General features: G+C 36.4%; 22 protein-coding genes and 1 pseudogene. All 23 read left to right on the plus strand.

Annotated elements, in window-relative coordinates:
• The first annotated feature begins 57 nt into the window (after positions 1 to 57).
• The 23 genes and pseudogenes from AAZO_RS44320 (at position 58) to AAZO_RS23450 (ending at position 26,393) form a co-directional block, all read left to right on the plus strand.
• Positions 58 to 625, plus strand: a pseudogene (locus AAZO_RS44320) (IS607 family transposase).
• Positions 626 to 881: 256 nt separating this feature from the next.
• Positions 882 to 2,165, plus strand: a complete 1,284-nt coding sequence (glyA, locus tag AAZO_RS23345; RefSeq protein WP_013193044.1) for a serine hydroxymethyltransferase — start codon at positions 882 to 884, stop codon at positions 2,163 to 2,165.
• 175 nt (positions 2,166 to 2,340) lie between these two features.
• The gene (locus AAZO_RS23350; protein WP_013193045.1) at positions 2,341 to 3,390 is read left to right on the plus strand and encodes a glycosyltransferase family 4 protein; all 1,050 of its coding nucleotides are present in this window, start codon (positions 2,341 to 2,343) and stop codon (positions 3,388 to 3,390) included.
• A gap of 91 nt (positions 3,391 to 3,481) precedes the next feature.
• Positions 3,482 to 4,732: a competence/damage-inducible protein A gene (locus AAZO_RS23355; RefSeq protein ID WP_013193046.1), complete on the plus strand. Its 1,251-nt coding sequence runs from the start codon at positions 3,482 to 3,484 to the stop codon at positions 4,730 to 4,732.
• A gap of 542 nt (positions 4,733 to 5,274) precedes the next feature.
• Positions 5,275 to 6,702, plus strand: coding sequence for a glycosyltransferase family 4 protein (locus tag AAZO_RS23360; RefSeq protein ID WP_013193047.1), 1,428 nt, complete (start codon positions 5,275 to 5,277; stop codon positions 6,700 to 6,702).
• A gap of 198 nt (positions 6,703 to 6,900) precedes the next feature.
• On the plus strand, positions 6,901 to 7,326 hold the full coding sequence (locus AAZO_RS23365) for a hypothetical protein (RefSeq protein WP_013193048.1): 426 nt from the start codon (positions 6,901 to 6,903) through the stop codon (positions 7,324 to 7,326).
• Between the two features lie 60 nt (positions 7,327 to 7,386).
• Entirely contained in the window at positions 7,387 to 8,223 is an 837-nt protein-coding gene (locus tag AAZO_RS23370) for an ABC transporter permease (RefSeq protein WP_013193049.1), read from the plus strand.
• A gap of 489 nt (positions 8,224 to 8,712) precedes the next feature.
• The gene (locus AAZO_RS23375) at positions 8,713 to 9,969 is read left to right on the plus strand and encodes an ABC transporter ATP-binding protein (RefSeq protein ID WP_013193050.1); all 1,257 of its coding nucleotides are present in this window, start codon (positions 8,713 to 8,715) and stop codon (positions 9,967 to 9,969) included.
• Positions 9,959 to 10,483, plus strand: coding sequence for an acyltransferase (locus AAZO_RS42000; RefSeq protein WP_013193051.1), 525 nt, complete (start codon positions 9,959 to 9,961; stop codon positions 10,481 to 10,483). Before AAZO_RS23375 ends, AAZO_RS42000 begins: the two co-directional genes overlap by 11 nt.
• 11 nt (positions 10,484 to 10,494) lie before the next feature.
• Positions 10,495 to 11,508, plus strand: a complete 1,014-nt coding sequence (locus tag AAZO_RS27800) for a glycosyltransferase family 2 protein (protein WP_228371389.1) — start codon at positions 10,495 to 10,497, stop codon at positions 11,506 to 11,508.
• 198 nt (positions 11,509 to 11,706) lie between these two features.
• Positions 11,707 to 12,705 carry a polysaccharide pyruvyl transferase family protein gene (locus AAZO_RS23390; RefSeq protein WP_013193053.1) on the plus strand — a complete coding sequence of 333 codons (999 nt, stop codon included), beginning with the start codon at positions 11,707 to 11,709 and terminating at the stop codon, positions 12,703 to 12,705.
• Positions 12,706 to 12,739: 34 nt separating this feature from the next.
• Complete coding sequence (locus tag AAZO_RS23395) at positions 12,740 to 13,642, plus strand: hypothetical protein (protein WP_013193054.1); 903 nt, start codon at positions 12,740 to 12,742, stop codon at positions 13,640 to 13,642.
• Complete coding sequence (locus AAZO_RS23400; RefSeq protein ID WP_013193055.1) at positions 13,639 to 14,733, plus strand: glycosyltransferase; 1,095 nt, start codon at positions 13,639 to 13,641, stop codon at positions 14,731 to 14,733. The genes AAZO_RS23395 and AAZO_RS23400 overlap by 4 nt, the downstream gene beginning before the upstream one ends.
• Before the next feature lie 55 nt (positions 14,734 to 14,788).
• Complete coding sequence (locus AAZO_RS23405) at positions 14,789 to 15,769, plus strand: glycosyltransferase family 10 domain-containing protein (RefSeq protein WP_013193056.1); 981 nt, start codon at positions 14,789 to 14,791, stop codon at positions 15,767 to 15,769.
• A 36-nt stretch (positions 15,770 to 15,805) separates the two neighbouring features.
• Positions 15,806 to 16,756, plus strand: a complete 951-nt coding sequence (locus tag AAZO_RS23410) for a glycosyltransferase family 2 protein (RefSeq protein WP_013193057.1) — start codon at positions 15,806 to 15,808, stop codon at positions 16,754 to 16,756.
• Between the two features lie 13 nt (positions 16,757 to 16,769).
• Positions 16,770 to 17,591 (plus strand): glycosyltransferase family 2 protein, encoded by an 822-nt coding sequence (locus AAZO_RS23415; RefSeq protein ID WP_013193058.1) that lies wholly within the window; start codon positions 16,770 to 16,772, stop codon positions 17,589 to 17,591.
• A gap of 122 nt (positions 17,592 to 17,713) precedes the next feature.
• On the plus strand, positions 17,714 to 18,571 hold the full coding sequence (locus AAZO_RS23420; protein WP_013193059.1) for a polysaccharide pyruvyl transferase family protein: 858 nt from the start codon (positions 17,714 to 17,716) through the stop codon (positions 18,569 to 18,571).
• A gap of 31 nt (positions 18,572 to 18,602) precedes the next feature.
• On the plus strand, positions 18,603 to 19,523 hold the full coding sequence (locus AAZO_RS23425) for a glycosyltransferase family 2 protein (protein ID WP_013193060.1): 921 nt from the start codon (positions 18,603 to 18,605) through the stop codon (positions 19,521 to 19,523).
• 165 nt (positions 19,524 to 19,688) lie between these two features.
• A complete protein-coding gene (locus AAZO_RS23430) occupies positions 19,689 to 20,582 on the plus strand; it encodes a glycosyltransferase family 2 protein (protein WP_013193061.1) in 894 nt (297 codons plus the stop codon).
• A 270-nt stretch (positions 20,583 to 20,852) separates the two neighbouring features.
• Positions 20,853 to 22,211, plus strand: a complete 1,359-nt coding sequence (locus AAZO_RS23435) for a calcium-binding protein (RefSeq protein ID WP_013193062.1) — start codon at positions 20,853 to 20,855, stop codon at positions 22,209 to 22,211.
• A 407-nt stretch (positions 22,212 to 22,618) separates the two neighbouring features.
• Positions 22,619 to 23,845 (plus strand): glycosyltransferase family 4 protein, encoded by a 1,227-nt coding sequence (locus AAZO_RS23440; RefSeq protein ID WP_041643696.1) that lies wholly within the window; start codon positions 22,619 to 22,621, stop codon positions 23,843 to 23,845.
• 232 nt (positions 23,846 to 24,077) lie between these two features.
• On the plus strand, positions 24,078 to 25,178 hold the full coding sequence (locus tag AAZO_RS23445) for a glycosyltransferase family 4 protein (RefSeq protein ID WP_013193064.1): 1,101 nt from the start codon (positions 24,078 to 24,080) through the stop codon (positions 25,176 to 25,178).
• Positions 25,179 to 25,232: 54 nt separating this feature from the next.
• Positions 25,233 to 26,393: a glycosyltransferase family 4 protein gene (locus AAZO_RS23450; RefSeq protein WP_013193065.1), complete on the plus strand. Its 1,161-nt coding sequence runs from the start codon at positions 25,233 to 25,235 to the stop codon at positions 26,391 to 26,393.
• Positions 26,394 to 26,400 lie beyond the last annotated feature (7 nt).

Genomic DNA, 26,400 nt, shown 5'->3' on the forward strand with positions numbered 1-26,400 from the left:
TCGGTTTGGCCAAAACTTTTGTAGCCTTTTATTTTGGTTAAGGTCTTGACTAAGAGAATGAAATTATCTGACGATGCCAAATCGAAAGGAATAAGTTACCACACTGCCTGGATAATGTGGAAAGTGGAAAAGGGTAGAACTGAAAGCTTCCCAACTACCAACAGGTACAGTAATTGTAGACACAAACAAAACTGTTGAAGGCGTAGTTATCTATGCTCGTGTTTCTAGCGCAGAAAATAAATCTAACCTTGATAGCCAAATAGTAAAGATTGAAAAAATATTATGAAGCCAAAGGTTATCAAATTACAGGAGTTGTCAAAGAAGTAGGGAGTGGAGTAAACGATAATCGAAAAAACTAATAACATTACTTCAAGACAACTATCATCGGATAGTGGTAGAACACAAAGACCGTTTAACTAGAATAGGTTTCAATTATCTAAAATTCTTACTGAATCAACAAGGCAAAGATATTAAAGTAGTAAATATTGCCGAAGAGGAAACAGAAGATATCTTAAAAGATTTTGTGTCAATCATTACTAGTTTTTGTGCAAGAATTTACGTTTTGCATCGGAGAAAACAAAAAACAGAGTGTATTTTTAGATGCCTGGAGTCAGAATGCAATTAGTAGAAAGACACATAATTAAAAATAGGTAACACTGTTAAAGAGATAGATAAAAATGCCATTTTTATCTATCTCTTTAACAGTGTTACCTATTTGTGTCGTCAAGCATTCAAAAACAGCTTGCTGATACATGATATTGATTGGCTTGGCGCTGAATAATGAGGTCAAGAGTCAATAAAATTAAAAGAAGAGTTATAACACAGTTAATACTCTACTGAAAAAATCTCAAGTTTCACCAATCTCTACAAGGATAAATAATGTGAATAATAACAACTCAGACCTACTTAAATCCGCCGATTCTGCTGTTAGCGAGTTAATTAACCAAGAACTACAGCGTCAACGTGACCACTTAGAGTTAATTGCCAGTGAGAACTTCACCTCGCCTTCTGTATTAGCGGCTCAAGGCTCTATATTAACCAATAAGTATGCAGAAGGCTTACCAGGTAAACGCTATTATGGCGGTTGTGAATTCGTTGACAAAATTGAGCAAATAGCCATTGACAGAGCTAAACAGTTATTTGGTGCTGCTCATGCTAACGTTCAACCCCATTCTGGCGCACAAGCTAACTTTGCTGTGTTTCTAACTTTGTTAGAACCAGGGGACACAATTATGGGCATGGACTTGTCACACGGTGGACACCTGACCCATGGTTCACCAGTTAATGTTTCCGGTAAGTGGTTTAAAGTACGTCACTATGGCGTGAGTAGGGAAACAGAACAACTGGACTATGACCAAATCCGTGATTTAGCCCTGAAAGAACGTCCTAAGCTGTTAATTTGTGGTTATTCAGCTTATCCCCGGATTATAAACTTTGAAAAATTCCGCAGCATTGCTAATGAAATAGGTGCTTACCTGCTTGCCGATATTGCTCATGTTGCTGGCTTAGTGGCTACAGGACATCATCCCAACCCGCTTCCTTATTGTGATGTAGTAACAACAACAACTCACAAAACTTTACGGGGTCCCAGAGGAGGTTTGATTTTAACCCCTGATCCAGAACTGGGTAAAAAGCTGGATAAATCAGTTTTCCCTGGCACTCAAGGAGGGCCATTAGAACACGTTATTGCTGGTAAAGCAGTAGCTTTTGGTGAAGCTCTCAAGCCAGAGTTTACAACCTATTCTGGTGAAGTAATTGAAAATGCTCGCGCTTTGGCTACCCAACTACAAAATAGGGGGTTAAAGCTAGTATCAGATGGGACTGATAATCATTTAATATTAGTAGATTTACGTTCTATCGACATGACCGGTAAGAAAGCTGATCAGCTACTTAGCGGTGTGAATATTACTGCTAATAAAAATACTGTACCTTTTGAGCCAGAATCACCATTTATTACCAGTGGTCTCAGACTAGGTTCACCGGCAATGACAACAAGGGGTTTAGGTGCAACAGAATTTAGGGAAATTGGTGATATTATTAGCGATCGCTTACTTGACCCAGGTTCAGATAAAGTAGCCAAGGATTGTAAGCAACGAGTAGCATCATTGTGCAATCGCTTCCCCTTGTATCCTCATTTAGAAATTCCCCAGCCAGTTCTAGCGTAAGCGATTTTAGAATTTAGATTTGGGATTTTGAATTATTATCTCAAACTCTAAATTCTAAAATCGCTATTCTGAAATATTCTGATGGTGATAAATGTCCCAAATGTAGTACATATAGATAGAAATCGCTCTCACACAAACAAATTTTCTCATAACAAATACTTATTAAAAAATACCGATGCCTGCTCAGATTTATCATCTGATTGCCTTCCTTATAGCCGCCATAGTCGTTCTGTGGACTATACCCGATGTCAAAAAAATTGGCATCAAAAGCGGACATTTAGATAAACCTGGAGGCAGAAAAGTTCATCAACGTCCGATGGTACGCCTGGGAGGAGTTTCTATCTTTGCCGGTACATTCATATCCCTGTTAATTGTCTGGTGGTTGGGGGGTTTCGCAAATCTGCCACCGGACAAAGAGTGGCAAGTTTGCGGTGTAATACTAGGTGGTGTAGGCTTTTTTCTCATTGGTTTAACAGACGATTTATTAAACCTATCCCCCTTAGTACGCCTGTTGATACAAATAATTGTGGCAGCTGGTGCATGGAAAGCAGGAGTCAGCATAGATTTCGTTACGATTCCCACAATCGGCATAGTTAATTTACACTGGCTGAGTTTACCGATTACAGTAATTTGGCTAGTAGGAATGGTAAATGCTATCAACTGGATTGATGGTTTAGACGGACTAGCCGCTGGAGTAACTGGAATTGCCGCTGTAGTCATGCTCTTCGTATCCTTATTTATGCATCAACCAGCAGCAGCCTTAATTGCAGCCGCCTTAGCTGGTGCAGCATTAGGATTTCTCCGCTATAACTTCAACCCAGCCCAAATATTTATGGGTGATGGTGGTTCCTATTTTATGGGATTCACTTTAGCCGCTGTGGGTGTAATTGGGTTAGTTAAAGTTCCAGCTTTTACAGCTGTCATATTGCCATATTTGATTTTGGCAGTACCAATTGTTGATATGTCAGCCGTCATTTTAACCCGACTACGCCGGGGTAAATTACCTTGGGTAGCTGATGGACACAGCCATTTACACCATAGACTTTTAAGAGTAGGTTTGTCCCATAGATTAACAGTGTTGTTTATTTATTCTTTAACTCTGTGGGTAGGTAGTTTAGCATTAGCTATTGCTGGCATTCCCAGTGGTATGACTTACGCCTGTGCTTCTAGCTCCTTATTAAGCCTTGCCATCTGGCGAGTTTGGAAACTGTCTCGACAATCCTAATTTTGGTTATTAGTCATTAGTCATTAGTCATTAGTCAATAATTAGGAAAATTATTTCCCCATTACCCTCATCACCCCCAGCCCCCAATCCCATGAGTGCAGAAATTATTTGTGTCGGTACTGAATTGCTACTAGGAGATATCCTTAACAGCAATGCCAAATTTCTTGCCCAGCAGTTAGCACAACTAGGAATTCCGCACTACTATCAAACAGTAGTTGGGGATAATCCCGAACGAATTAAGCAAGTTATCGAAATTGCTGCTTCCAGAGTGCAAATTCTCATTTTCACTGGTGGTCTTGGCCCTACACCTGATGACCTCACCTGTGAAACCATTGCTGATTTTTTTGGTGTTCCTTTGGTTGAAAACGCCGCAATTATTGAAGATATAAGTGAGAAATTTACCCAACGTGGTCGGGTAATGTCTCCTAGTAACCGTAAACAAGCATTAATTCCCCAAGGTGCAGAAATTTTACCCAACCCTACAGGAACAGCACCAGGTATTATTTGGCAACCCCGACCTGGATTAACAATTCTTACCTTCCCTGGTGTTCCCAGCGAAATGCACCGAATGTGGTCAGAAACAGCAGTACCTTTTCTGAAAAGTCAAGGTTGGGGCAAGGAAATTATTTACAGTCGGAGTTTAAAATTTTGGGGTATTGGTGAATCTATTTTAGCAGAAAAGGTATCTGCTTATCTGAATTTACCTAACCCGACAGTCGCCCCTTATGCGGGTAATGGAGAAGTCAGGCTACGAATTTCTGCTAAAGCATCTGACTCAACAGCCTCAGCAGATTTAATTTCACCAATTGAAAAACAACTTCGGGAAATAGGTGGATTAGATTGTTACGGTGCTGATGATGATACTTTAGCTTCTGTTGTTGGTGACTTATTGCGGTCATCAGGGGAAACTTTATCAGTAGCAGAATCTTGCACTGGTGGTGGACTGGGGCAAATGTTGACGGAAATTTCTGGTAGTTCTGATTACTTTTTGGGTGGAGTAATTTCTTATGACAATTCGGTAAAAGTTGGTTTATTGGGAGTTAACCCAGAAGATTTAGATAAGTTTGGGGCAGTAAGTGCTACTGTAGCAGAACAAATGGCTGTGGGTGTAAAAGGTCGTCTCTTCACCACTTGGGGATTAAGTATTACGGGAATTGCTGGTCCGACTGGGGGAAATGTGGCTAAACCAGTGGGGTTAGTATATATTGGTTTAGCTGGCTCAGGAGATGAAGTGAAAAGTTATGAGTGCAGATTTGGGGCAATGTGGCATCGATCGTTTATTCGTTATATGAGTGCCTGTCAGGCTTTGGATAATTTACGACGTAGTTTATTGAAGCGTTAGGATAGAGTTGGTGATAATTTAAGTCTATAACAGTACAGTAGAAGCTAATTTGACCTTGTTCTCTGGATGATTAGTAGTATAATCGCTAATTGTTAGGTCTTAAAATATCATAATTTTAAAAAAATGATCAGGAAACTTTTTCAGATATTTTGATTCTGATATATATAGAACAAGTTTATCAAAATTTGATGAAGATTGTTCCTAGTGTATTTTCTTACTCACGAGAATTTTTTATCATGGCTTTTTATCTACTGTACTCAACTAAATGCCTGAAAACTTTGTTTTCTCTATATACTCTCTCGCTAGCTGTGCAAATAAATCTATGTATTGAGAAAAGTGATTTTCCTTAGTCATTTTTAAAGAATCAATCTTCCCGCAACAGGTATTTACCCTATGGTTAGTGACAATATCAGCGTTTGATAACAGGTGATATAAAATTAACCAAATGAACAACTAGCGATTGAGGAAAAATATTTACTGGTTAATTGTTGTCAATATTACCTACCTGTAAGCATAAAAATTTTCTGCAGGAAACTACACTCATGGCATTCTGGCCGAAAAAGTCAACAACTTCTAATCCTACAGCATCGCGAACTCAGGAATTTGGAGATAGTACTGACGTACTAAGGAAAGGTACCAAACCAATTAGTGACAGCAAACAAATTTATAAGGAGAAAAAATTTACAGGATCGGGGTTATCTACCATAAACTTATCTGATACTGCTAAAAATAATGAAAACTCCGTTACAAAATCAGTTAAAGTATCAATAATAACGGAATTCTTTCCACCAGACTATGCGGCTACTGGACAGTTAATTGAAGAACTGGTAAAACAGTTAGAGCAACAAGGGGTAAATATTGAGGTATTTACAGGGCAACCCGGGTATGCTTTTTCGACCGCAAATGCACCGTCAGTTGAGGAAGAAGGTGCTATTCGTATTCGGCGATCACGGTCTACCCAAGTTTGGTCGGGAAGGATTCGTGGCAAAGCAGTAAATGGTGTCCTATTTACATTGCGTGCTTTTCTTCATATTATCAGGAATTTCCGTCGGCACAATGTATTTCTAGTAACGTCTGCGCCACCTTTTTTACCAATTGCAGGATATTTAGCACACCTATGTTTGAAAATTTCTTACGTTTGCTTAATCTATGATCTTTATCCTGATATTGCGATCGCCTTGCAAGTAATCAAAAGAAATCATTGGCTGGCAGGGTTTTGGCGGCAACTGAACAGAATGATGTGGCGTAAATCCAAGGGTATTGTGGTTCTCAGTCCTGATATGAAAAAGAGAGTAATAGCAATCTGTCCAGAAGTAGCAGATAAAGTATCTGTGATTCATAGTTGGGGAGATCCTGACTTAATTGTCCCGATTGCTAAAGAAATAAATTGGTTTGCCGAGGAGCATAATTTAGTCAACAAATTCACTGTCCTCTATTCTGGTAATATGGGCAGGTGTCACGACATGGACACCATTCTGGAAACTGCCAAACAACTACGAAACGAACCTATTCAGTTTGTTTGCATTGGTAGTGGAGCAAAACGAAAAAGTTTCATAGAAGCGGTAAATAAATCAGGAGTAACCAATTTTTTATTTCTACCGTATCAAGACAAACAGGTACTCCCTTACTCCCTGACAGCTTGCGACCTCTCCTTAGTAAGTGTAGAGGCTGGCATGGAAAGTCTTGTTGCTCCCAGCAAGCTTTACCCAGCATTAGCAGCTGGAAGGCCAATAGCAGCGATTTGTTCAAAATATTCTTATTTGCGACAACTCATTGCTGAAGGCAACTGTGGAGTGTGTGTAGAGAATGGAGATAGTCTTGCTCTAGCTGAATTTATCCGTTTGCTAAATAGCGATCGCCAATTAGCAGAACTTATGGGCAAAGCATCACGGCAGTACTTGCAGTCAAATTTTACACCGCAAATTATAGCCAAAGAATATTTCCAGGTTTTACAAAAATCACATTTGTAGTTTATTGGCTGCAGTATGCCAATAAACTACAAATGTGCTAACATATGCAACTAATTAACTAAACTTAGTTTTTCCAATTTAATAACTCAACTTTTTTTAAATTAGGAGCAGGGCTTTGATGGTCTTGTTGATCTCAGTCCTGCCAACGCAACCTTCTTGTGATATTTTTATATCAAACTTACTTATAGGGAGGCCGAAGTGAAGAGAAGGTGTGACCGAAATCGGAATCGTTCCAAACGGCGAGGTATTTATTGTCCACTACATAGCTGCTACATGGACAGCATGAGTCAAAAATACAGCTTATTTGCTGAACGTGCAGGACAATTACAAGAGAGAGGCATAAGACGAAAAGAAGCCCTGATGTTAGTAGCGGCCAAAACGGCAGTTCCTTTAGAGGGAGAGTGGTTAGAAGCTTTTTGGTGTGAAGATTGCCAGGCAACCAAATGGTATCACATCCGTAAAAGTGAATCAGTATATCAGTTATCATTAGCATCAGCAGAACTTTGGCAGCAAGCAACAGGAGTTATTAATCCCCATAGAAACCCCTCTGTAGGAGAGTTTACCTTCAGGCAATCACAGGTTATTGGTGGTAACACCATAAAAGATTTCTGGGTGATTAACTAAGGATTATGAGAATTTAAACCAGTGTAGTGTATTGAGCTTAGCAGCAAGAAAACTTCTGATATGAAAGACACAATTTCCCAGCCCGAATTAATAATTGAAGCCGGAAGAACCGAAGGGCAATACTGGAAAGACCTCTGGTGCTATCGGGAATTATTTTATTTCCTTGCATGGCGAGATATTTTAGTTCGGTACAAGCAAACAAGCATTGGCATTGCTTGGGCTTTAATTCGTCCGTTTTTAACGATGGTGGTATTTACAGTCGTGTTTGGGCGATTAGCAAAATTGCCATCTCAGGGTGTGCCTTATCCTATCCTTGTTTTTTGTGCAATGTTACCTTGGCAGTTTTTCGCCAATTCCCTCTCAGAATGCAGCACCAGTTTGATTACCAATTCTAACCTAATTTCCAAAGTCTATTTTCCCAGATTAGTAGTACCTACAAGTGCGGTAGTAGTTAGCTTTATAGACTTTATGATTTCTGGAATAATCTTATTAGCACTAATGGCCTGGTACAACTTCGTCCCCAGTTGGAGAATTTTGTTCCTACCCTTATTTATTAGTATTGCCTTTGCTGCTTCAATGGGAGCAGGATTATGGTTTGCTTCCTTGAATGTTCAATATCGGGATTTCCGTTATATTGTGCCGTTTATTGTGCAGTTTGGTTTGTACATGTCACCAGTAGGGTTTAGTAGCAGCCTTGTTCCTGAACAGTGGCGGTTTATTTACTCATTAAACCCAATGGTAGGGGTAATTGATGGTTTCCGTTGGGCAATTTTAGGTGGTGATACAAATTTGTATATACCAGGGTTTATTCTCTCTTTGATTCTTGTATTTTCACTATTGTTGAGTGGTATCTGGTATTTCCGCAAGATGGAAAGGAAGTTCGCAGATGTAATTTAGATTCGCTGTCAGAAAATATATTATTGAACATCAGTAACAGAAACACTATTCTCTAAGAATATTCTTGAAAAGTTATGCTGAACTTTAGTACTCCCCATGCCTAACGCTATGTTCCGAGAACAGAACGTTAAAGGCTTGTATAGTATAAACGAGCGTCGAATACTTATTTTTCCTCTCAATGAAAAATTAAGTCAATGAGAAATTAAGTTTTTTATACGTAATGAGGAATTAAGTTTTTATACGTTTTGATGACTGCTTGATGACTGCTATGAACCAGCTTTAAAGCCTGAATTTCACTGTTTAACTAAATATAAAAACATTGAACAAAATATGGTAAAATTCATAGAAAAGTCTGATATTTTATAATGCTGCTGTATATTGTATATTATTGCGCTTGTTTAGGACTGACTCATCTAAATTATTTGTAATTCTTCAGAGAAGCATTAATTGTGAGTATAGTTAATGTTTCTCTCCACAAAATTTTTACCTATGTCAGACACAGTTATTCGCATTGAAAACTTAAGTAAAAAATATATTATTGCTCATCAGCAACAGGAAAGGTATACTGTCCTACGCGATGTAATAGCTAATCAGATTAAATCTCTTGGTAGTTTAATCAATCCTAAAGCCAAAACCGAAAATCCTAACTGTGAAGAATTTTGGGCGTTAAAGGATGTATCTTTTGAGATTAAACAAGGTGACAGAGTTGGAATTATTGGACGTAACGGAGCTGGAAAATCAACGCTCTTAAAGATTTTAAGTAGAATTACAGAACCTACCCACGGATGTATTAATATTAAGGGAAGAATTGCTAGTTTATTGGAGGTAGGTACTGGGTTTCATCCAGAATTGACAGGAAGAGAGAATATTTACCTTAACGGTGCAATTTTGGGGATGAGTAAGGCAGAGATTAAACGAAAATTTGATGAAATTGTTGCTTTTTCTGAAGTAGAAAAATTTTTAGATACACCAGTGAAGCGTTATTCATCAGGAATGTATGTAAGACTGGCTTTTGCGGTAGCAGCACATTTAGAACCAGAGATTTTAATCGTAGATGAAGTATTAGCAGTGGGTGATGCTGCTTTTCAGCAAAAGTGTTTGGGGAAAATGGAGGATGTAGGAAAGGAGGGGAGAACAGTTTTATTTGTTAGCCATAATATGGCGACAGTTAAACAACTGTGTAATTGTGCATTTTTATTGTATCAAGGCAACTTAATTTTTCAAGGTAATCCTCATGAGGCCATATCACAGTATATGCAAAAATCTACTCAGGGAAAACATTTTCATCAGGCAAATATATATCATCATATAAAAGGTGATTTTAGAGCAGAAATAGAAAAAATTACCATAAATAATCTAGACAATTCTGAGATTGCTTTATCTATCTTTGAGAAAGTCAAAATCTCTATTAAATATAAAATTAATAAACCAATAGATGAATTAGATTTCTTTGTGCTTATCTACAACTTAGAAGATGGAGAAGTACAAACTAGTTTATTCCAAAGAGATTCCCTCAGTAATATTCAACCATTATCCAATTATGGAACAATAAGTGTAGAATTTACTAATCCCCTAATGCCTGGTAAATATACAATATCGGCAGGTATTTTTGATAAAAATAAACGCTTTGTTGACTGGGTAGAACTTGCTGAATCATTTTACGTAGAATCAGCATTTATAAATGGGAACAAATATGATCAACGCTTAGGAAAAATAAGTATTCAAGGCACTTGGTATGCTGAGTAAAAGGATTAGAGAATTTATCATACCAATCAGAGTAAAATTTTTCCAAAAAATTAATGAATATTTGCTAGAAAGTCAAAAGTACACTTTGATACACCAGTTAAAAAGTCATGGTGAAGGATGCCATATTTACGTGCCGTTGTATATTAGCAAGCCCAGTAATCTGGAAATTGGTAACTACGTCTCACTAGGCACATATGTACATATGTGGTGTGAAGGGGGAATTAAAATAGGCCATCGCGTATTGATTGGTTCTCACACAGCTATTACTTCAGTTACCCATGACTATCAACAACAGGATATGCGTAAGAACGTGATCCACAAGCAGGTAGTGATAGAGGATGATGTTTGGATAGGTACGCATTCAGTAATTTTGCCCGGTATAACTATTGGCAGAGGATCTGTCATAGGCGCTAATTCAGTAGTCACCAAAGATGTTGAACCATATTCAATAGTTTTTGGTAGCCCTGCAAAACACTCTAAATATAGAGATATACCAGAACAACTAGGAATATGAGCTTGGATTATTTGTCTTCACATTCATTGCATAAATCAGATTGGCCTTGGACTAATCAGCAGCAAGATTGCATATCCAAAACAGCAAATATTTCTACATACCCTCGCATTAGTATTATCACACCCAGCTATAATCAAGGGATATTTATTGAAGAAACGATTCGTTCAGTATTACTCCAAGGTTATCCTAATCTAGAATATATAATTATTGATGGCGGTAGTACAGATAACACCGTTGATATTATCAATAAATATGAACCTTCGATATATTATTGGGTAAGTGAACCTGATAACGGTCAAACTCATGCTATTAATAAAGGGCTTGCCAAAGCCACTGGTGATATCATCGCTTATATCAACAGTGATGACTATTACTTGCCAGGAACACTGTTGAAGGTAGCTGAACATTTTCACCAATTTCCTGACACTGACTTACTGCACGGAGTCTGTCGCTATGTAAACCAACAAGGGGAAAAAATCGGTGAACAATTTGGCGATATACAAACTTTAGAAGAAATTTTAGATTTGTGGGATGTATGGTGGAAAAAACGCCAATTTGTGCAACCGGAAGTTTTTTGGACAAGACGCATTTCAGAGAAGATTGGTTTTTTAAAGGAAGAACTTACCTTTGTCATGGATTATGACTACTGGTGCAGAATCATTCAAGCTGATGGACTCGTCAGGAAAATAGATTCTGAATTATCTTGTTTTCGATGTACTGAGCATCAAAAATCCAATCAAAATTTAAAAGTAGCAGCTGAATTACTTCATCTTATACAACCACTGCTTTGGAGTAGTTCCACCATAATTTCGCTTCAAAAGCGATGCTTATTACAGGGTAACTGGTTGTACCAAGCTGTATTCTTGGAACAAGTTAAAATGTCTATTCAATCAAACGATAGGAAACAGAAGAGATATGCAAAGCTATTAAAAATTATTTTGACTAATCCACAAATTTTATTGAGTTCAGGATTTGTCAACAGGATAAAGTCATTATTAAAAAATAATGTTCACTGGATGGATTGAATAATTTTTATTACCCAACAATGAGAAGATTTCAAAAAAATGGAGTCGAGTTAAATTAACTATAAGAGATAGTTATTTGAATGAGTGAGGTGTGTTTTCTGATAAAGTGACTGAAGCTATAAAGTAATTCATTTATTAAGAACATAAATTAAATCAACTCTTTTATTTATATTTTTTAGAAAAAATATCATATATATAATGAAAATTGCTGTTTTTGGCTACTATAATGCTCTTAATGCTGGAGACGACCGCATTCAATACTGCATTACTAAATTATTTCAGGGTAACAATATTATATTTTTACCTCACTATCTACCTCCTCCACAAGAATATCTTCAGAATTTCGATTGGATATTGATTGGTGGTGGTGGTCTAGTCTTTGAAAGAGTAGGAATATGGATAAATACAAAACAATGGCTAAAAAAATGTAAAGCTAATATAGGTGTTCTTGGGTTAGGAGTCAATATAATTTCTCCAGAGTTATTAGCTGAATTGTCTGATTTAATTGAAAGAGCAGAATTCTTTTATGTTAGAGATGATCAGAGTAGGTATTTACTCAATAATCATCCCAAAGTAGAAGTGCATCCAGACCTAACTTGGTGTTTTCCTTTTCCAGTAGAAAACAATAGCTCCACTAGCAATAAGATTGCAGTCAATTTAGTTCCATGTCACTGGAAAGAATTTGATGTAGAAATGTGGTTTAAAGAATTATCAGCATTTCAACTTAATCCTTTCCCATTAAATTTTAATCAGGATAGAGATTTTGATTTATTAAAGAAATATTTTGTTGATTCAACACCCCAAGAATTTTCTTTGCAACCATTAAGAGAAAGTGAAATTTTGGTGGCGTGTAGATATCACGCTATCATCTTTGCTATGCAGATGGGAAAACCATTTATCGCTATAAATTACGATAAAAAAGTGCATAGCTTACTAGCAGAAGCTAATCTTTCAGATTTATGCTTAGAAACTACAGAATTTGCTTTACTCTCTGAAAAAATAAATTTTGTTTTAGCAAATAAATCCGAAATTAGAGAAACAATTAGTTTATTTGTTAATCAACAAAAAGAAAAGTCAATATATTTAACAGAAAATCTGCAAAATTTTGTTAAGCATCAACAAAACAATTCACTTACTCTATCTAGTTCTTTGAAAACAGTTTTAAAAAAAATACTGAAACTTAAAAAAAAATACTGAACCGGAAAAATACTGAAATGGAGTTGAATTAGAAATGTCTATTGGTTCAATAATTTATCAGTTACAACAAAAATATAAGCATGGATTTATCACAGCATACTATAGAGATAGTGTGAGAAAAAGTATATTAAATTCTCAGCCAATTCCTAATACATCTGATAGAGTTTGTGAAATTCATGTTCTGACTTCTGCCAAAGATTGGTTAAACTTAGTCTGGACATTAAAGTCTTTTTATCATTTTTCCCAGCGTCAATATTCTCTGTGTATTCACGATGATGGAACTCTATCTCAGGAAAATATCGCAACTTTTAAGTATCATTTTCCCAATGCACGGATTATTGACAGAAAACAAGCTGAGGAAAACGTTTTACCATTATTATCATCTTATCCTCGCTGTTTAGAGTTTCGCAAGACTAATCACCTATCTCCTAAAGTATTTGATTTCGCTTTATATTTGCAAAGCGATCGCTTGCTGCTTCTAGATAGTGATATCTTATTTTTTAAAGAACCCACAGAACTACTCAACCGCATTGAAAACCCAGATTATCAACTCAATACACTGAATGCTGATGTAGATACTGCTTACACAGTTGGACCAGAAATGGTAAAAACCAATATTGGTTTTGATTTAGCTGCTAGAGTCAATTCAGGATTAGGACTAATTCACAAAAACTCATTGAATTTGAATTGGATAGAAGAATTTTTAGACCTACCAAATATTATTGGACATTTCTGGCGCATTGAACAAACTATTTATGCTTTGTGTAGTTCTCGTTTTGGAGTAGAACTATTACCACCAGCTTATGATGTCCATTTAGAAGGAAGTATCAACGGTTCACCATCTCGTCACTATGTGGGCAAAATTAGACACCTAATGTACAGCGAAGGAATTCGTCATTTGGTGCAGAATGGATTTCTTAAGGAGTTACATCGATGAGTTCTGCTGAAGAATTAGCAGTAACCTTAAGGGTTTTGATGATACCTGATTACCGCACTGATAACCCTTATCAAACACTGTTATCTAAAGCCTTAGAGAATCAAGGAGTAAAAGTTTTATTTCCTTGTGGTTATCGTCGAGTCTTTCCCATCTATAGAGCAATTAAAAGTAAAAAACAAATAAATATTTTACATTTACATTGGATAAATCCATACTTCAAAGGTAAAAATATATTCACAAAATTAATTTATGCTTTAAAACTTCTGATTGATATTTTCTTAACTAAATGGGCAGGTGTGAAAATAGTTTGGACATATCATAATCACATTTCCCATGATTCACAATTTATTTTTTCAGAAAAATGGTTGCAACGAAATTTGTTTAAATTAGCAGATACAATTATTGTTCACCATGCTTTATCCATAGAAGATATTGCTCAGAATTTTCAAGTCGAAAGATTAAAATTTGCAGTTATTCCACATGGACACTATAGAGAAATTTACGGAAGCCTAATTTCTCAAATTGAAGCCAGAAAAGCTCTGGGAATACCATTAGATAGTCGTATTTACCTCAACTTAGGTATGTTGCGACCTTACAAGGGACTTGAACATTTACTAAAAGTTTGGAGTGACAACCAGGCATTTCTGCAAGCAAGCACCTTATTGATAGCAGGAAAAGCATTAGATGAACCTTATTTACATAAACTAACTCAATTAGCTGCTTCGGCACAAGGAGTTATTCTTCATGCAGACTTTGTAGAAGATAGAAAAATACATCTTTATTTTAGTGCTGCTGATGTAGTCGTGTTACCATTTGAAAAGATTTTAACTTCTGGTAGTTTGATTTTAGCGATGTCTTACAATAAACCAATTATTGCTCCTCGTACTAATAGCATAGTTGAAACTTTAGGATCAGGGGATTGGTTGCTTTATGAATTCCCAGATAATGAGGGATTGTTGAAATCATTAAAAGCAAGCACTGAAGTGGACTTAAATAAATTAAGTGATTTAGTTAAAAATGGTTGCGATAAATTATCATGGGATAATATTGGCATCAAAACTTATCAGGTTTACGAAAACGTCTTGGACTAATTAATTAATTAGTCCAGTAATTTATAATTACTTTAATTTAATTACTTTTTCATCTATGCCTGTAATTGCATTATTAATGTCAGATCCCTCCGTTCATTCCCAAAATTACTTTCAGCAATTTATTACAGAAAATGGAGATAATTTTTGGCAATCGACCCAATTTGTTATTAATCCAGAAAAGGGTAAATTTGACGGAATCATAGTCTATCAGAGCATCAAAGCATTAGATAGAACATACCAACTGAGTTGTCCAAAAACACGCACACTGCTAGTTTTAAAAGAACCACCAGATATCCTGCATCTTCCTGAAGGATATACAAGACAATTTTACTGTACATTAGGTCAAGATAATCGAGTAAAATCCACAAAGCGCATCCTTTCCTATGCTGGATATCATTGGTATGTGGAAATAAATATTCGTGATGCAATTAACACATATAATTTACCAAAAACCAAACTAATATCAGCAGTAGTTTCTAGCAAAACTGACACTATTGGTCATCGCCAAAGACTAGACTTTATGTATGAAATCAAAAAACACCTTGGTGGACAGTTAGATTGGTTTGGTAGAGGTATTCAAGAATTGGTTAATTGTAAGGCAGATGCTCTACTTGATTACAAATATCATATAGTTCTTGAAAATGGAGCTTGGCCACATTACTGGACAGAAAAATTAGCCGATGCTTTTGTTTCTAACTGCTTTCCATTTTACTGGGGAGCGCCAAATATACTGGACTATTTTGAGCCAGAATCATTAAAAATGATTGATGTAAATGATATTGCAGGGTCAGTCAAATCTATAGAACAAGCTATTACTCAGGATATATATATAACTGCCCAACCTGCTCTGGCGCAAGCTAGGAATAAGATCCTTACGGACTATCATCCATATCAAACTTACCTAGATTTATTCAATAGTTTTCCAGCCGCTGAACACAGTGATATTGTAATTAAACCACATAGTAATTTTAAATATGACTTGATAACTCGCTTGCAAATCCACGCAACTAAATATCTAAAGGAAATGACAGTTTAAATTATTCATTTTTCTAGTGGTATAAAACCATCCAATATGAACCCAAAAGTCAGTATTCTTATTCCCTGCTACAACGCAGAAAAATGGATTGCACAAGCCATAGAAAGTGCATTAAATCAAACTTATCCTTATAAAGAAGTAATTGTTGTTGATGATGGTTCTACAGATGGAAGTTTAGAAGTAATTAAGGGTTTTGGTAATTCCATTTATTGGGAAACAAGAGAAAATCGCGGAAGTAACGTTGCCCGTAATCGTTTATTAGAACTAAGTACAGGAGAATGGATACAATATCTAGATGCAGATGATTATTTACTGCTAACCAAGATTGAAAAACAAATCAATTTTCTAGAACAAGTCTCTAGTATAGATATTATTTATAGTCCCAGTATTCTTGAATATTGGGAAACAGAAATGGTAAAGCAAGAGATTTTGCCTATTTCTGAACCCCATGATCCTTGGATTTTGTTAGCTTTGTGGCAGTTACCGCAAACAGGTAGTCCTCTGTGGAAAAAACAGGCTCTTTTAGATGTAGGCAAATGGAAAATTAATCAACCCGTCTGTCAAGAACATGAGTTATATTTACGACTTCTCAAAGGAGGGAAAAAATTTGCATATTTTCATGATTCTGGTTCAGTTTACAGGCAATGGAGTGAATCCACTCTTTGTAAAAAAGATAAAATATTAACCTATCAGCATCGTTCAGAAATCACAGATGATTTAGAATCATATTTAAAATTAATTAATCAACTTAATAATGAGCGTCTTAATGCTATTAATAAATCGAGATTTGACTGTGCTAGAATAATTTGGTTATTCAATGGAACATGGGCTAAAAGTATTATTAAGAAAATCTATAAATCAGAACACGATTTTCAGTTACCTAGCTCCACAGTGCCTAAATTATATCAGATCATATATCATTATTTTGGCTTTGAGGCTGCTGAAATAACCGCAAAATTGAAAAGACAGGTTTTAGATTTAATTTAATAGATAATTAAATATGCAAAAGGAAAAATTTAAAATCCACTCCATTTGTTTAGTCAAAAATGAAGTTGATATTATTGGATTCTGTTTAGAACAAGCTTGTCAGTGGTCTGATTATATCTACGTTTATGATGGTGAAAGCACAGATGGTACTTGGGAAAAAGTTCTGTCAATGCAGAATGGACAAATTATTCCCTGGAAGCAAGATGGGAAAGTCTTTCAAGAATCCCTCAGAGGTGAAGTATTCAATGCTTTCAAGCATCAAGCGAAGCCAGGTGATTGGTGGTGTCATCTTGATGCTGATGAATTTTATCTCAAGTCTCCTCGTGAATTTCTGGCTAACGTTAGTCAGTTTAATCACGTTGTTTGGGGAATGGCTATCGAATACTACCTAACTGATAAAGATATTAATTCCCTAGATTTTAGTCAACCAATCTCGGAAATATTATTATCACTAAAGTTTTACAAAATTGAGAATTCTGAACCTAGATTTTTCAGACATCGTGATGGTTTAATTTGGGATATTGGTTCATGGCCAAAACATATAGGCGTAGTTAATAAAGAACGTATTTTATATAAGCATTATAAATACAGAACTCCTGAACAAATTCAGAAAAGATTGGATACTCGCCGTCTTGCTAGAGAACGGGGTTTTCCTGGTTGGGATCATGCTGTAGAAAAAGATTGGCGAAATAAAATTACCAACTCTCATCAACTAAATTCTGATCAACAAGATGGAAGTTATATTATAGATACAGCCGAACTACCGAATCATTTGGAATCTTGTACCCAAAGAATACTGAAAATATTAATGCATTCTCTCAGAATTTGGACTTAGTTATTATTTGCAACATACAGCATATTGCAGATAAATGAAGTACACAACGAGACTTGCAAAATCTCACACCAACAAGATTTTATTGCTGAATGCTGAATCGCTGCTGTAATTGAGAAATTATAATGAAATTATACTATGCAAACAAAACCAGAAGTTATGTTACCTTTAGTAACTTTGGTGATGATCTCAATGGTTGGCTTTGGCCACAAGTTTTACCCGGAGTTTTTAATGATGATGCTTCTGAAAGCGTATTTGTAGGATTTGGAACACTGCTTAATGAAAATCTACCACAGTTCAAACGTACTGTTATTTTTGGGACTGGTCATGGTTTTGGTAAACTTCCGCAAATAGATGATACTTGGAAAATATATTGTGTCAGAGGTCCCCTGACTGCTGCTGCCTTAAACCTCCCAGAAGCATTAGGAATTGCTGATACTGCTATTTTAGTAAACCGAATTTATCGTCGTGCTGATACAAGTAAAAAATATAAAGTGGCTTTTATTCCCTATGCGTGGGAGATGGAAAATAGCCCAGAAATATTCTTAGAAGTTTGTCGACAATTAAACTATATTTGTATTGATCCACGTTGGAAGGTAGAAAAAGTTCTTCAAGAAATTAGCAAATCTGAACTTGTGGTTAGCGCCGCTATGCATGGTGCAATCGTGGCTGACGCACTGCGAGTACCTTGGATCTCTGTAAAATCTAATGCAGGTATACCCGACTTTAAATGGAAGGATTTTTGCCAATCATTGAGTATGGAATACAAAATTAATCGGTTTTACAGATTTAATAGTTTTAGCGGAAAAAATCCGGTATTCAAATATTTTGAAATTAAAAGAATGGTATCTTATCTTAAAAAGCTTGTGCATCACTCTAAGTTTCAATTGAGTAAAGACTTAGTATTTAATGATAAACTAAATCAGTTAGAAGAAAAAATTTCTCTCTTTAAACGAGATTTTAAATCGGGTACATTTGATTAATATTTTTGAATTCAAAATCTTAGTATGGTGTATGGTATTTTTTTCCATCGTTATTCCTGTATTTAATAGAGCTAATTTAATTCCAATAACAATTGACTCAATTTTTAATCAAAATATTAATATTGATAATTACGAAATTATTGTTGTTGATGATGGTTCTATAGATAATACTATTGAAATTTTAAAACAATACGGCAGTAAAATCAAAATCTTTACTCAACAAAATCAAGGTCCAGGAAAAGCAAGAAATATTGGCATTGAACATTCTCAAGGAGACTATATTGCTTTTCTTGACAGTGACGATCTATGGTTTCCTTGGACGTTAGATGTTTATGCTCAAATCATTAAGGCAACAAATAATCCAGCTTTTTTGGCAGGAGAATCTATATTTTTTAGTAATGAACACGAGCTAGAATTTGTACAAATTCCCCAACTTCAATACAGATATTATCAAGATTTATACGCATCCAGTAAAGATGTCAGGTCATTTTTAACCAGTTCAGTTGTTATTTGTCGTGATATTTTACAAAAATTAGGCGGTTTCACAGATCAATGGATTAATTCAGAAGACAACGATTTGTGGTTAAGATTAGGAACAGCAGAAGGATTTGTTTACATTGATTCTCCCTATGTATTAGCCTATCGTCAACATTCTCATAGTGCCATCTCTATAGCTACGAAAACTTATGATGGAACTTGCTACCTAATACAACAAGAAAAACAAAATCAATATCCTGGTGGCAAAACACGAGAGAAACAAAGACTAGAAATATTGACAAGACATATTAGACCTGTTAGCGTAAGCTGTTTACATGGAAACGAAATTCACAAAGGTTGGCAATTATATAAAGAGACATTCCTATGGCATCTTGGGTTAGGTCGGTTTCGTTATATAATTGGGTTCTTATGGCTGATAATATGTGTGTCAATAATTAGCTATCGCCGCCAATAAAATTATTTAACCTAAACCTAATGATGAAAATTGAAAGATGATGTTACTTATAAGTAATCTACGGTGATAGCGGTTGTCAGTTGAATCAGAACACCAAACACCAAGAGATCAAAACTTATATACCAAAAGACTTTCAACCCTGTTCCCTGATAAATCATAATTCTTATGAATACTTGTAAAGTTACTGTAATAATTCCTACGTATAATCGTTTAGCAAAGCTTTTAGAAACATTAGATAAAATTCTCAATTGCAATCCTCGACCAGATGAAATCATTATTCATATAGATGGTAATGACAACACCACGGAAGAAGGACTCAAAAGCAGAAATTTTAAGACCGTCAAGATTATTAAAAGTTCAATTCAAGTAGGTCCAGGTGGAGGGAGAAATATAGCCCTTAGCCATGCTACCAACCCAATTATAGCCAGCTTTGATGACGATTCCTATCCTCTAGATACAAACTACTTTGAAAGATTAACAAAAATTTTCAATTCTTTTCCGAGAGCAGCGATTTTTTTAGCTAGAATATTTCATCTGCATGAAACAATTTTACCTGCACAACCAACCAGTAGATGGGTTTCCGATTTTATCGGCTGTGGATGCGCTTATAGGAAAGAAGTATTTCAACAAACTACTGGATATGTTAATTTGCCAGTTGCTTATGGAATGGAAGAAGTTGATTTATCTCTGCAGCTTCATCATATGCGGTGGGGTATTCTCGAAAGTTCATGGCTGAGAGTATTTCATAATACTCAATTAGAACACCACAACAACCCACGCATTACGGCTGCAAGCATCGCTAATCTAATGTTATTAGCTTATCTGCGGTATCCTATGCTCTTTTGTTGGTTAGGCATTGGACAGTGTCTGAGCCGTATTTTCTGGTTAATCAGGCACGGAAGAACATCTGGCATTGTAGAAGGATTATTTCTAATCCCTAAACTGATTAGACAATATCATCATCAACGTCAACCGATTTCCGCCAAATCATTACTATCTTATCTCCATTTACGTAGAAATACTGTTCCTGTATCTTCAGAGAAGATCTTACTCTCGTGAAATTCATACCTCAATTAATTTCAATGAATTTCAATAATCATACGTTATACTCAATCAACAAAGTCAGTATTTTAGACATTCGTAGATTTTTGGTAACTTCACCAATCTCTTCACCAATCAGTAGTTTTTACTGAGTAAATCTTAGCTAAAAAGTTAAGATTAAGTGTCAGGATATTACTTACATATAATATACGTAAGTAATATCCTGAGAAAGAGTGCCAAAATTGAGTTAAGTTCTAGACCTAGATCACATCAAGGAGTCTCTTGAATATGGCAAATTTCATTATCTATGATGGCTATTACACTCAGAATGGAGTTGGAGTTTCTAATCCTACTAATGCAACGATTAACGGTACAGGCGTTAACGATGTTTTTGTTACTTCTAGTGCCACTGTACCTAACGTCAAGGTCAAAGCTGGAGGTGGAGATGATATCTTAAAAGGAGCAGCCGATGCAAGACTCGAAGGAGAAGCTGGTAATGACGAGCTTGATATAACCGCTGGCGCAGGTGTTTATATAGGTGGTACAGGAAACGATGTTTATAAGATTTACTCTTTTGCATACACAGACTTAAAGATCGACGAAACAGGTGGTGGAACAGATACCGTTTTTTCACAGCAGGACTTTTCTTTATCAAGTGGTGCAACTGGAGTTACATTAGTTGCAAGCGGAAATCAGATCGAGAACCTGACTCTTGATGCTCAGAGCGCTGCCATTACAGGCATAGGAAATAACCTTAACAATCAGATTATCGGCAATCAGCAAAATAATATCTTAACTGGATTAGCTGGTGTTGATACCATTTATGGCAGCTTCGGCGACGATCAAATTGATGGCGGTGCCGATAATGATCAATTATTCGGTAATCAAGGAGATGACATCTTAATTGCTGGAACAGGCACAGATACCTTGACTGGTGGAATTGGTAATGATAAGTACATTATTGATTCTGCTGATACTCTCGTAGAGGCTGCGGTCGAAGGCACTGATACTGTTGACGTTACCGTCCTTGCTGCTGGCGGTACTTGGACTACTAGTGCAGAAGTTGAATTCATTAATATCGCTGGAACCAGCTCTGCTAATGTCACACAAACCAACGCTGTTGATACCACTATAATTGGAAACTCTGCTACTAATACCCTCATCAGTGGCGCAGGCGATGACACTCTGAAAGGAAAGGCTGGTGCTGATACTCTCACAGGAGGAACAGGCGCTGACAATTTTGAATTTGGTGGTCAAGCTTTAGCTTTAACTGGGCTATTTTTAGGAGAAACAGGGACACTTTTACGGTTCACAGGGACAGTAACTAATACCATCGGCAAAGATACAATTACGGACTTCGTGTCTGGAACAGATGATATTACTCTAGACCTTAGCACCTTTAACGTCGCTGCACTAGCAGGTTCTGCAGGGTTAGATTTATCAGCTGTTGCTAATGGTTTTATCTCAGTCAACCAAGCTACTAATACTGGTCTTGATTCTCAAAATGCCTACTTTGTTTATAATCAAGGAACTGGAGACTTTTTCTACAATGCAAACTTGAACACTTTTGGTTGGGGAGGAGGCGGAGCCTTCGCTAACTTGGGAGGCGCAACCTTAGCCGCCGCAGACGTATCACTCATAGCTTAATAGCCATGCTTGACTTATAGTTAAGCATCTTTCAAAAGTAAAAGTTAATATTTACTATTTAGATCCCCGATTTCTTTGAGAAGTTGGGGATCTTATTATTCAACAACCTCCGATTGCAAAAGTCGGAAAAATAGTAATAGACATCTGGTAGAAAACAATGTAGAGCCGAGAATCCCTACCCATGTAACGTCTCTACAAGGGTTCTAGAAAACGGATCGCATATTTAATTTTCACTCCTATGTCTATTAGTAGCGACAGACTTATTCCTGATCGATTTTCCTTAATGGTCATGCTTGACCTGTAGGTAAACATCTTTCAAAAGTAAAAGTTAATACCAGTTTTTATATCCTCCACTTTTTTGAGAAGTGGAGGATCTCATTTTAGTATTAGAAATAGATTCCTCATCCATGCCTACAGAACCTTATAACTGGATATCCTCCCAGATTGGAGCCCGTGAGCATTACACCATACCTAGAGCTTTACAACAGCAGGGACAGCTTACTCACTTGATTACAGATGCTTGGGTATCACCTCAATCTGCACTAAATTATTTACCTAAATCTGTCTTAGCTAATTTACGGGAAAGATACCACCCAGACTTAAATCAAGCATCTGTTCACGCTTTCAATAGTTCTTTAATTCGATTTGAATTAACTCAACGTTTGCAAAAGAAGATAGGATGGGAACGAGTTATTGCTCGTAATCAATGGTTTCAACAACAGACTATCAAGACCTTAGCAGGGCTATCTGACCAGATTACAACTCCTCTCATACTATTTTCCTACAGCTATGCGGCTTTAGACATTTTTCGATTTGCAAAACAACAGGGATGGTATACAGTCCTATGTCAAATTGACCCAGGTTTGTGGGAAGAAAAAATGGTTACTCAAGAGTATGAACGATACCCCCAATATCGTGCAAACTGGCAACCAGCACCTCCTGAATATTGGCAAACCTGGAGAGAAGAATGTACTCTAGCTGATGTTATTGTGGTCAATTCCAATTGGTCGAGTCAACTCCTAGAAAAAACAGGTGTTGAGCCTAAAAAAATTCATATCATTCCATTAGTATATACTCCACCAGAGGCAGCTAGTAACTTTGTCCGTACTTATCCAGAATTATTTTCTCAAGAGCGTCCTTTAAGGGTATTATTTTTGGGACAGGTAATTTTGCGAAAAGGAATTGCGGCTGTATTAGATGCTGTTCAATTACTTGAGGGATTTGCTGTTGACTTCTGGATTGTCGGCTCTGTGCAAATTGAGATTCCATCTCATTTCCAAAACCATCCGCAAATTCGTTGGTTAGGCCATGTTAACAGGAGTAAAACAGCACAATACTACCAGAGGGCAGATGTGTTTTTGTTCCCGACTATTTCCGATGGGTTTGGATTAACTCAACTGGAAGCACAAGCATGGAAATTACCTATTATTGCTTCTCGTTCCTGTGGTGAGGTAGTTGTAGATAATGTGAATGGTTGGATTTTGGAGGAAGTTAGTGGCAATAAAATTGCTAATTTGATACAGTCTATTTTGAGAGATTCAGCGCAATTACGATATTTGTCTAATGGTTTAGCTTCACCATTAAAGTTTAGTCTTGCAAATTTATTTCAGTCATTACAAGATTCCATTCTCTAAGAAGTTAGCCTCTATCACTACCTGAATTATTTCTAATAAAAATGATAAATATGAGAAGCTGAGCATTTTGCATATTCCTGAAAGTCAATTTACAAAGATACTGGCGGCAATGATATGTATGTAATTGCAGGGCTAGTTGCGGCATTTTCCGAGCTTTGTTGTGATTGTTTAGAGGAAGTAAATCGGGAATATTAATTTGCTAATTTAACTTTCTTTTAGAAGAATCTAAGTTATGAAATATGCCCAGATTCAAAAAATTAGTGTCATTTTCTATTCTATACTGCCATCTCCATATCAAAGAGATTTGTTCTACGCCATATCTCAACATCCTAGTTTAAACTTAAAAATCTTATACTTAGAATCAGCTTATGTCGATTCTCCTTGGCCTGAAAAACCCTTGCAACCTTATGAACAAGTATTACCAGGGTTTCATTTAGCTTGGGGTTTATCCCGATTTCATTTTAACTGGCATTTTCCATCAACCACTGGAGTTGATGTGGTGGTGCTAAATGGCTATATGAATGTAACTACTCAATTGTTACTCAGATTGCACGCTCAAAAAATTCCTTGTATTTTTTGGGGTGAAAAAATGGTGGGTGGTTCACAGGGAATTAAAGAAAAATTACAAAAATACTTAGCAGGTAGTTTAAAATATTGTCGAGCGATCGCTGCCATTGGCACTAAAGCACAACAAGACTACCAACAACGTTTTCCTGATCAACCTATTTTTAATATTCCTTACTATTGTGATTTAAGTACTTTTAGCCAAGATTTACCCCAGCGTCCACGCAATCCCGTTACTATTCTATTTTGTGGTCAGATAATTGCCCGCAAGGGAGTTGATGTTCTCACTCAAGCATTTGATAATCTGATTCAAGCTGGTTTAGATGCTCGTTTATTGCTGGTGGGAAGAGAAGCAGAACTTCCTCAATTGTTAGAATTATTACCCATAATAACTCGGCAAAAAATTGAATACGCAGGATTTCAATCTCCTGAAAATTTGCCTCATTTCTTTCGAGAAGCTGATATATTTGTCTTACCTAGTCGATATGATGGCTGGGGAGTAGTTGTTAATCAAGCTCTTGGGGCTGGATTACCTATTATTTGTTCTGATACAGTTGGTGCTGCTTATGATTTAGTTGAAACGGGTAAAAATGGCTTTCTATTTCCATCAGGTGATGTTGTTAGTCTAACTGAAATTTTAATATATTATTTAAACAATCCAGAAACAATTGCAGCCGCAAGCGAACAATCACTAAAAAAAGCAATTAATTTTTCGCTACAGGCAGGTGCAGAAAGTTGGATTGAAGTGTTTCAAAAAGTGGCTCGATAGTTTGTTTGGGTTAGTTATGTTAGAGATTATTCAACAATTAATTATCACAATTTAATGCGAATCTTATTTGTTAGCAGCAGTTCTGGGTCACGAGGTGGAGGTGAACTCTATTTAATTTATCTGGGGCAAGAACTAGCAAATCGGGGCTATGCTGTGGGATTGTGGTGTTCTCAACATCCGATCATGAATGAATTAGCAAGTTCATTTGGTAGGTTTGGAGAAGTATTGCGCTCGCCATACCAAAACACATACAGTCTTAAATTAAGATCCTTTACCCATATATTCCCCCAAATAAATCAAAAGATTATTTCTCAGTGGCAAGCATTTAAACCTGATATTCTTCATTTCAACAAGCAGAATTTAGAAGATGGTTTAGATTTACTATCCTGGAGTCATTATTTATCAATTCCGTATTTGGTAACCATTCATATTACCCAAACGCAGGACAGCTTAGGGGCATTCTTGGGAAAGTGGCGGGATTTAATAGCCAAAATCTCATTGAGAAAATATAGAGGTTCACTAGTAGCAATTTCCGAACATCGAGGTAAAGAATTAACATCTTTCCTTGCTACCTCATCTGCAAGTTCAGAAAAAATAGTCGTTATCCAGAATGGAGTTCCAATACCAGAGGAAACAGAACATTTAGTCAAACGACAAGCATCTCGTTTACAACTAAAACTTCATCCAGAAGAATTATTAATATTAGCAGTGGGAAGAATGGAAGCACAAAAACAACCACTGCTATTTTTACAATGGGCTAGTCACCTCAAAAGCAATCTACCATCTGCTCGTTTCTTATGGGTGGGAGATGGTCGCTTAACTTCTTTATGGGATCAATGGGTGATAGAAAATCATGCCCAAGACTATATCCAACGCCTAAGCTGGCAAAATGACGTAACACCATATTTAGCAGCCGCAGACGGATTTTTTCATCCTGCGGCCTTTGAAGGTTTACCATTTGCACTATTAGAAGCAATGGCTTGGTCTTTACCCTGTGTAATTACCTCAACTCTGGCGGATGAGTTAAAGTTTCCTCAAGGTGTTTATTTCGTAGCTTCTGAACAAGACCAATTTAAAGATCTAAAGAATTTTATTAATTCTCAGGAGCGTAATGCAGTAGCAAATGTTGGCTATCAAATAATCAAAGAGCAATTTTCCCTGGAAAAAATGGTAGATACCTACGTATCCTTATATATAGCAATTCTAAATTATTAACTCAACC

This window comes from 'Nostoc azollae' 0708 (assembly GCF_000196515.1).
GTDB lineage: Bacteria > Cyanobacteriota > Cyanobacteriia > Cyanobacteriales > Nostocaceae > Trichormus_B > Trichormus_B azollae.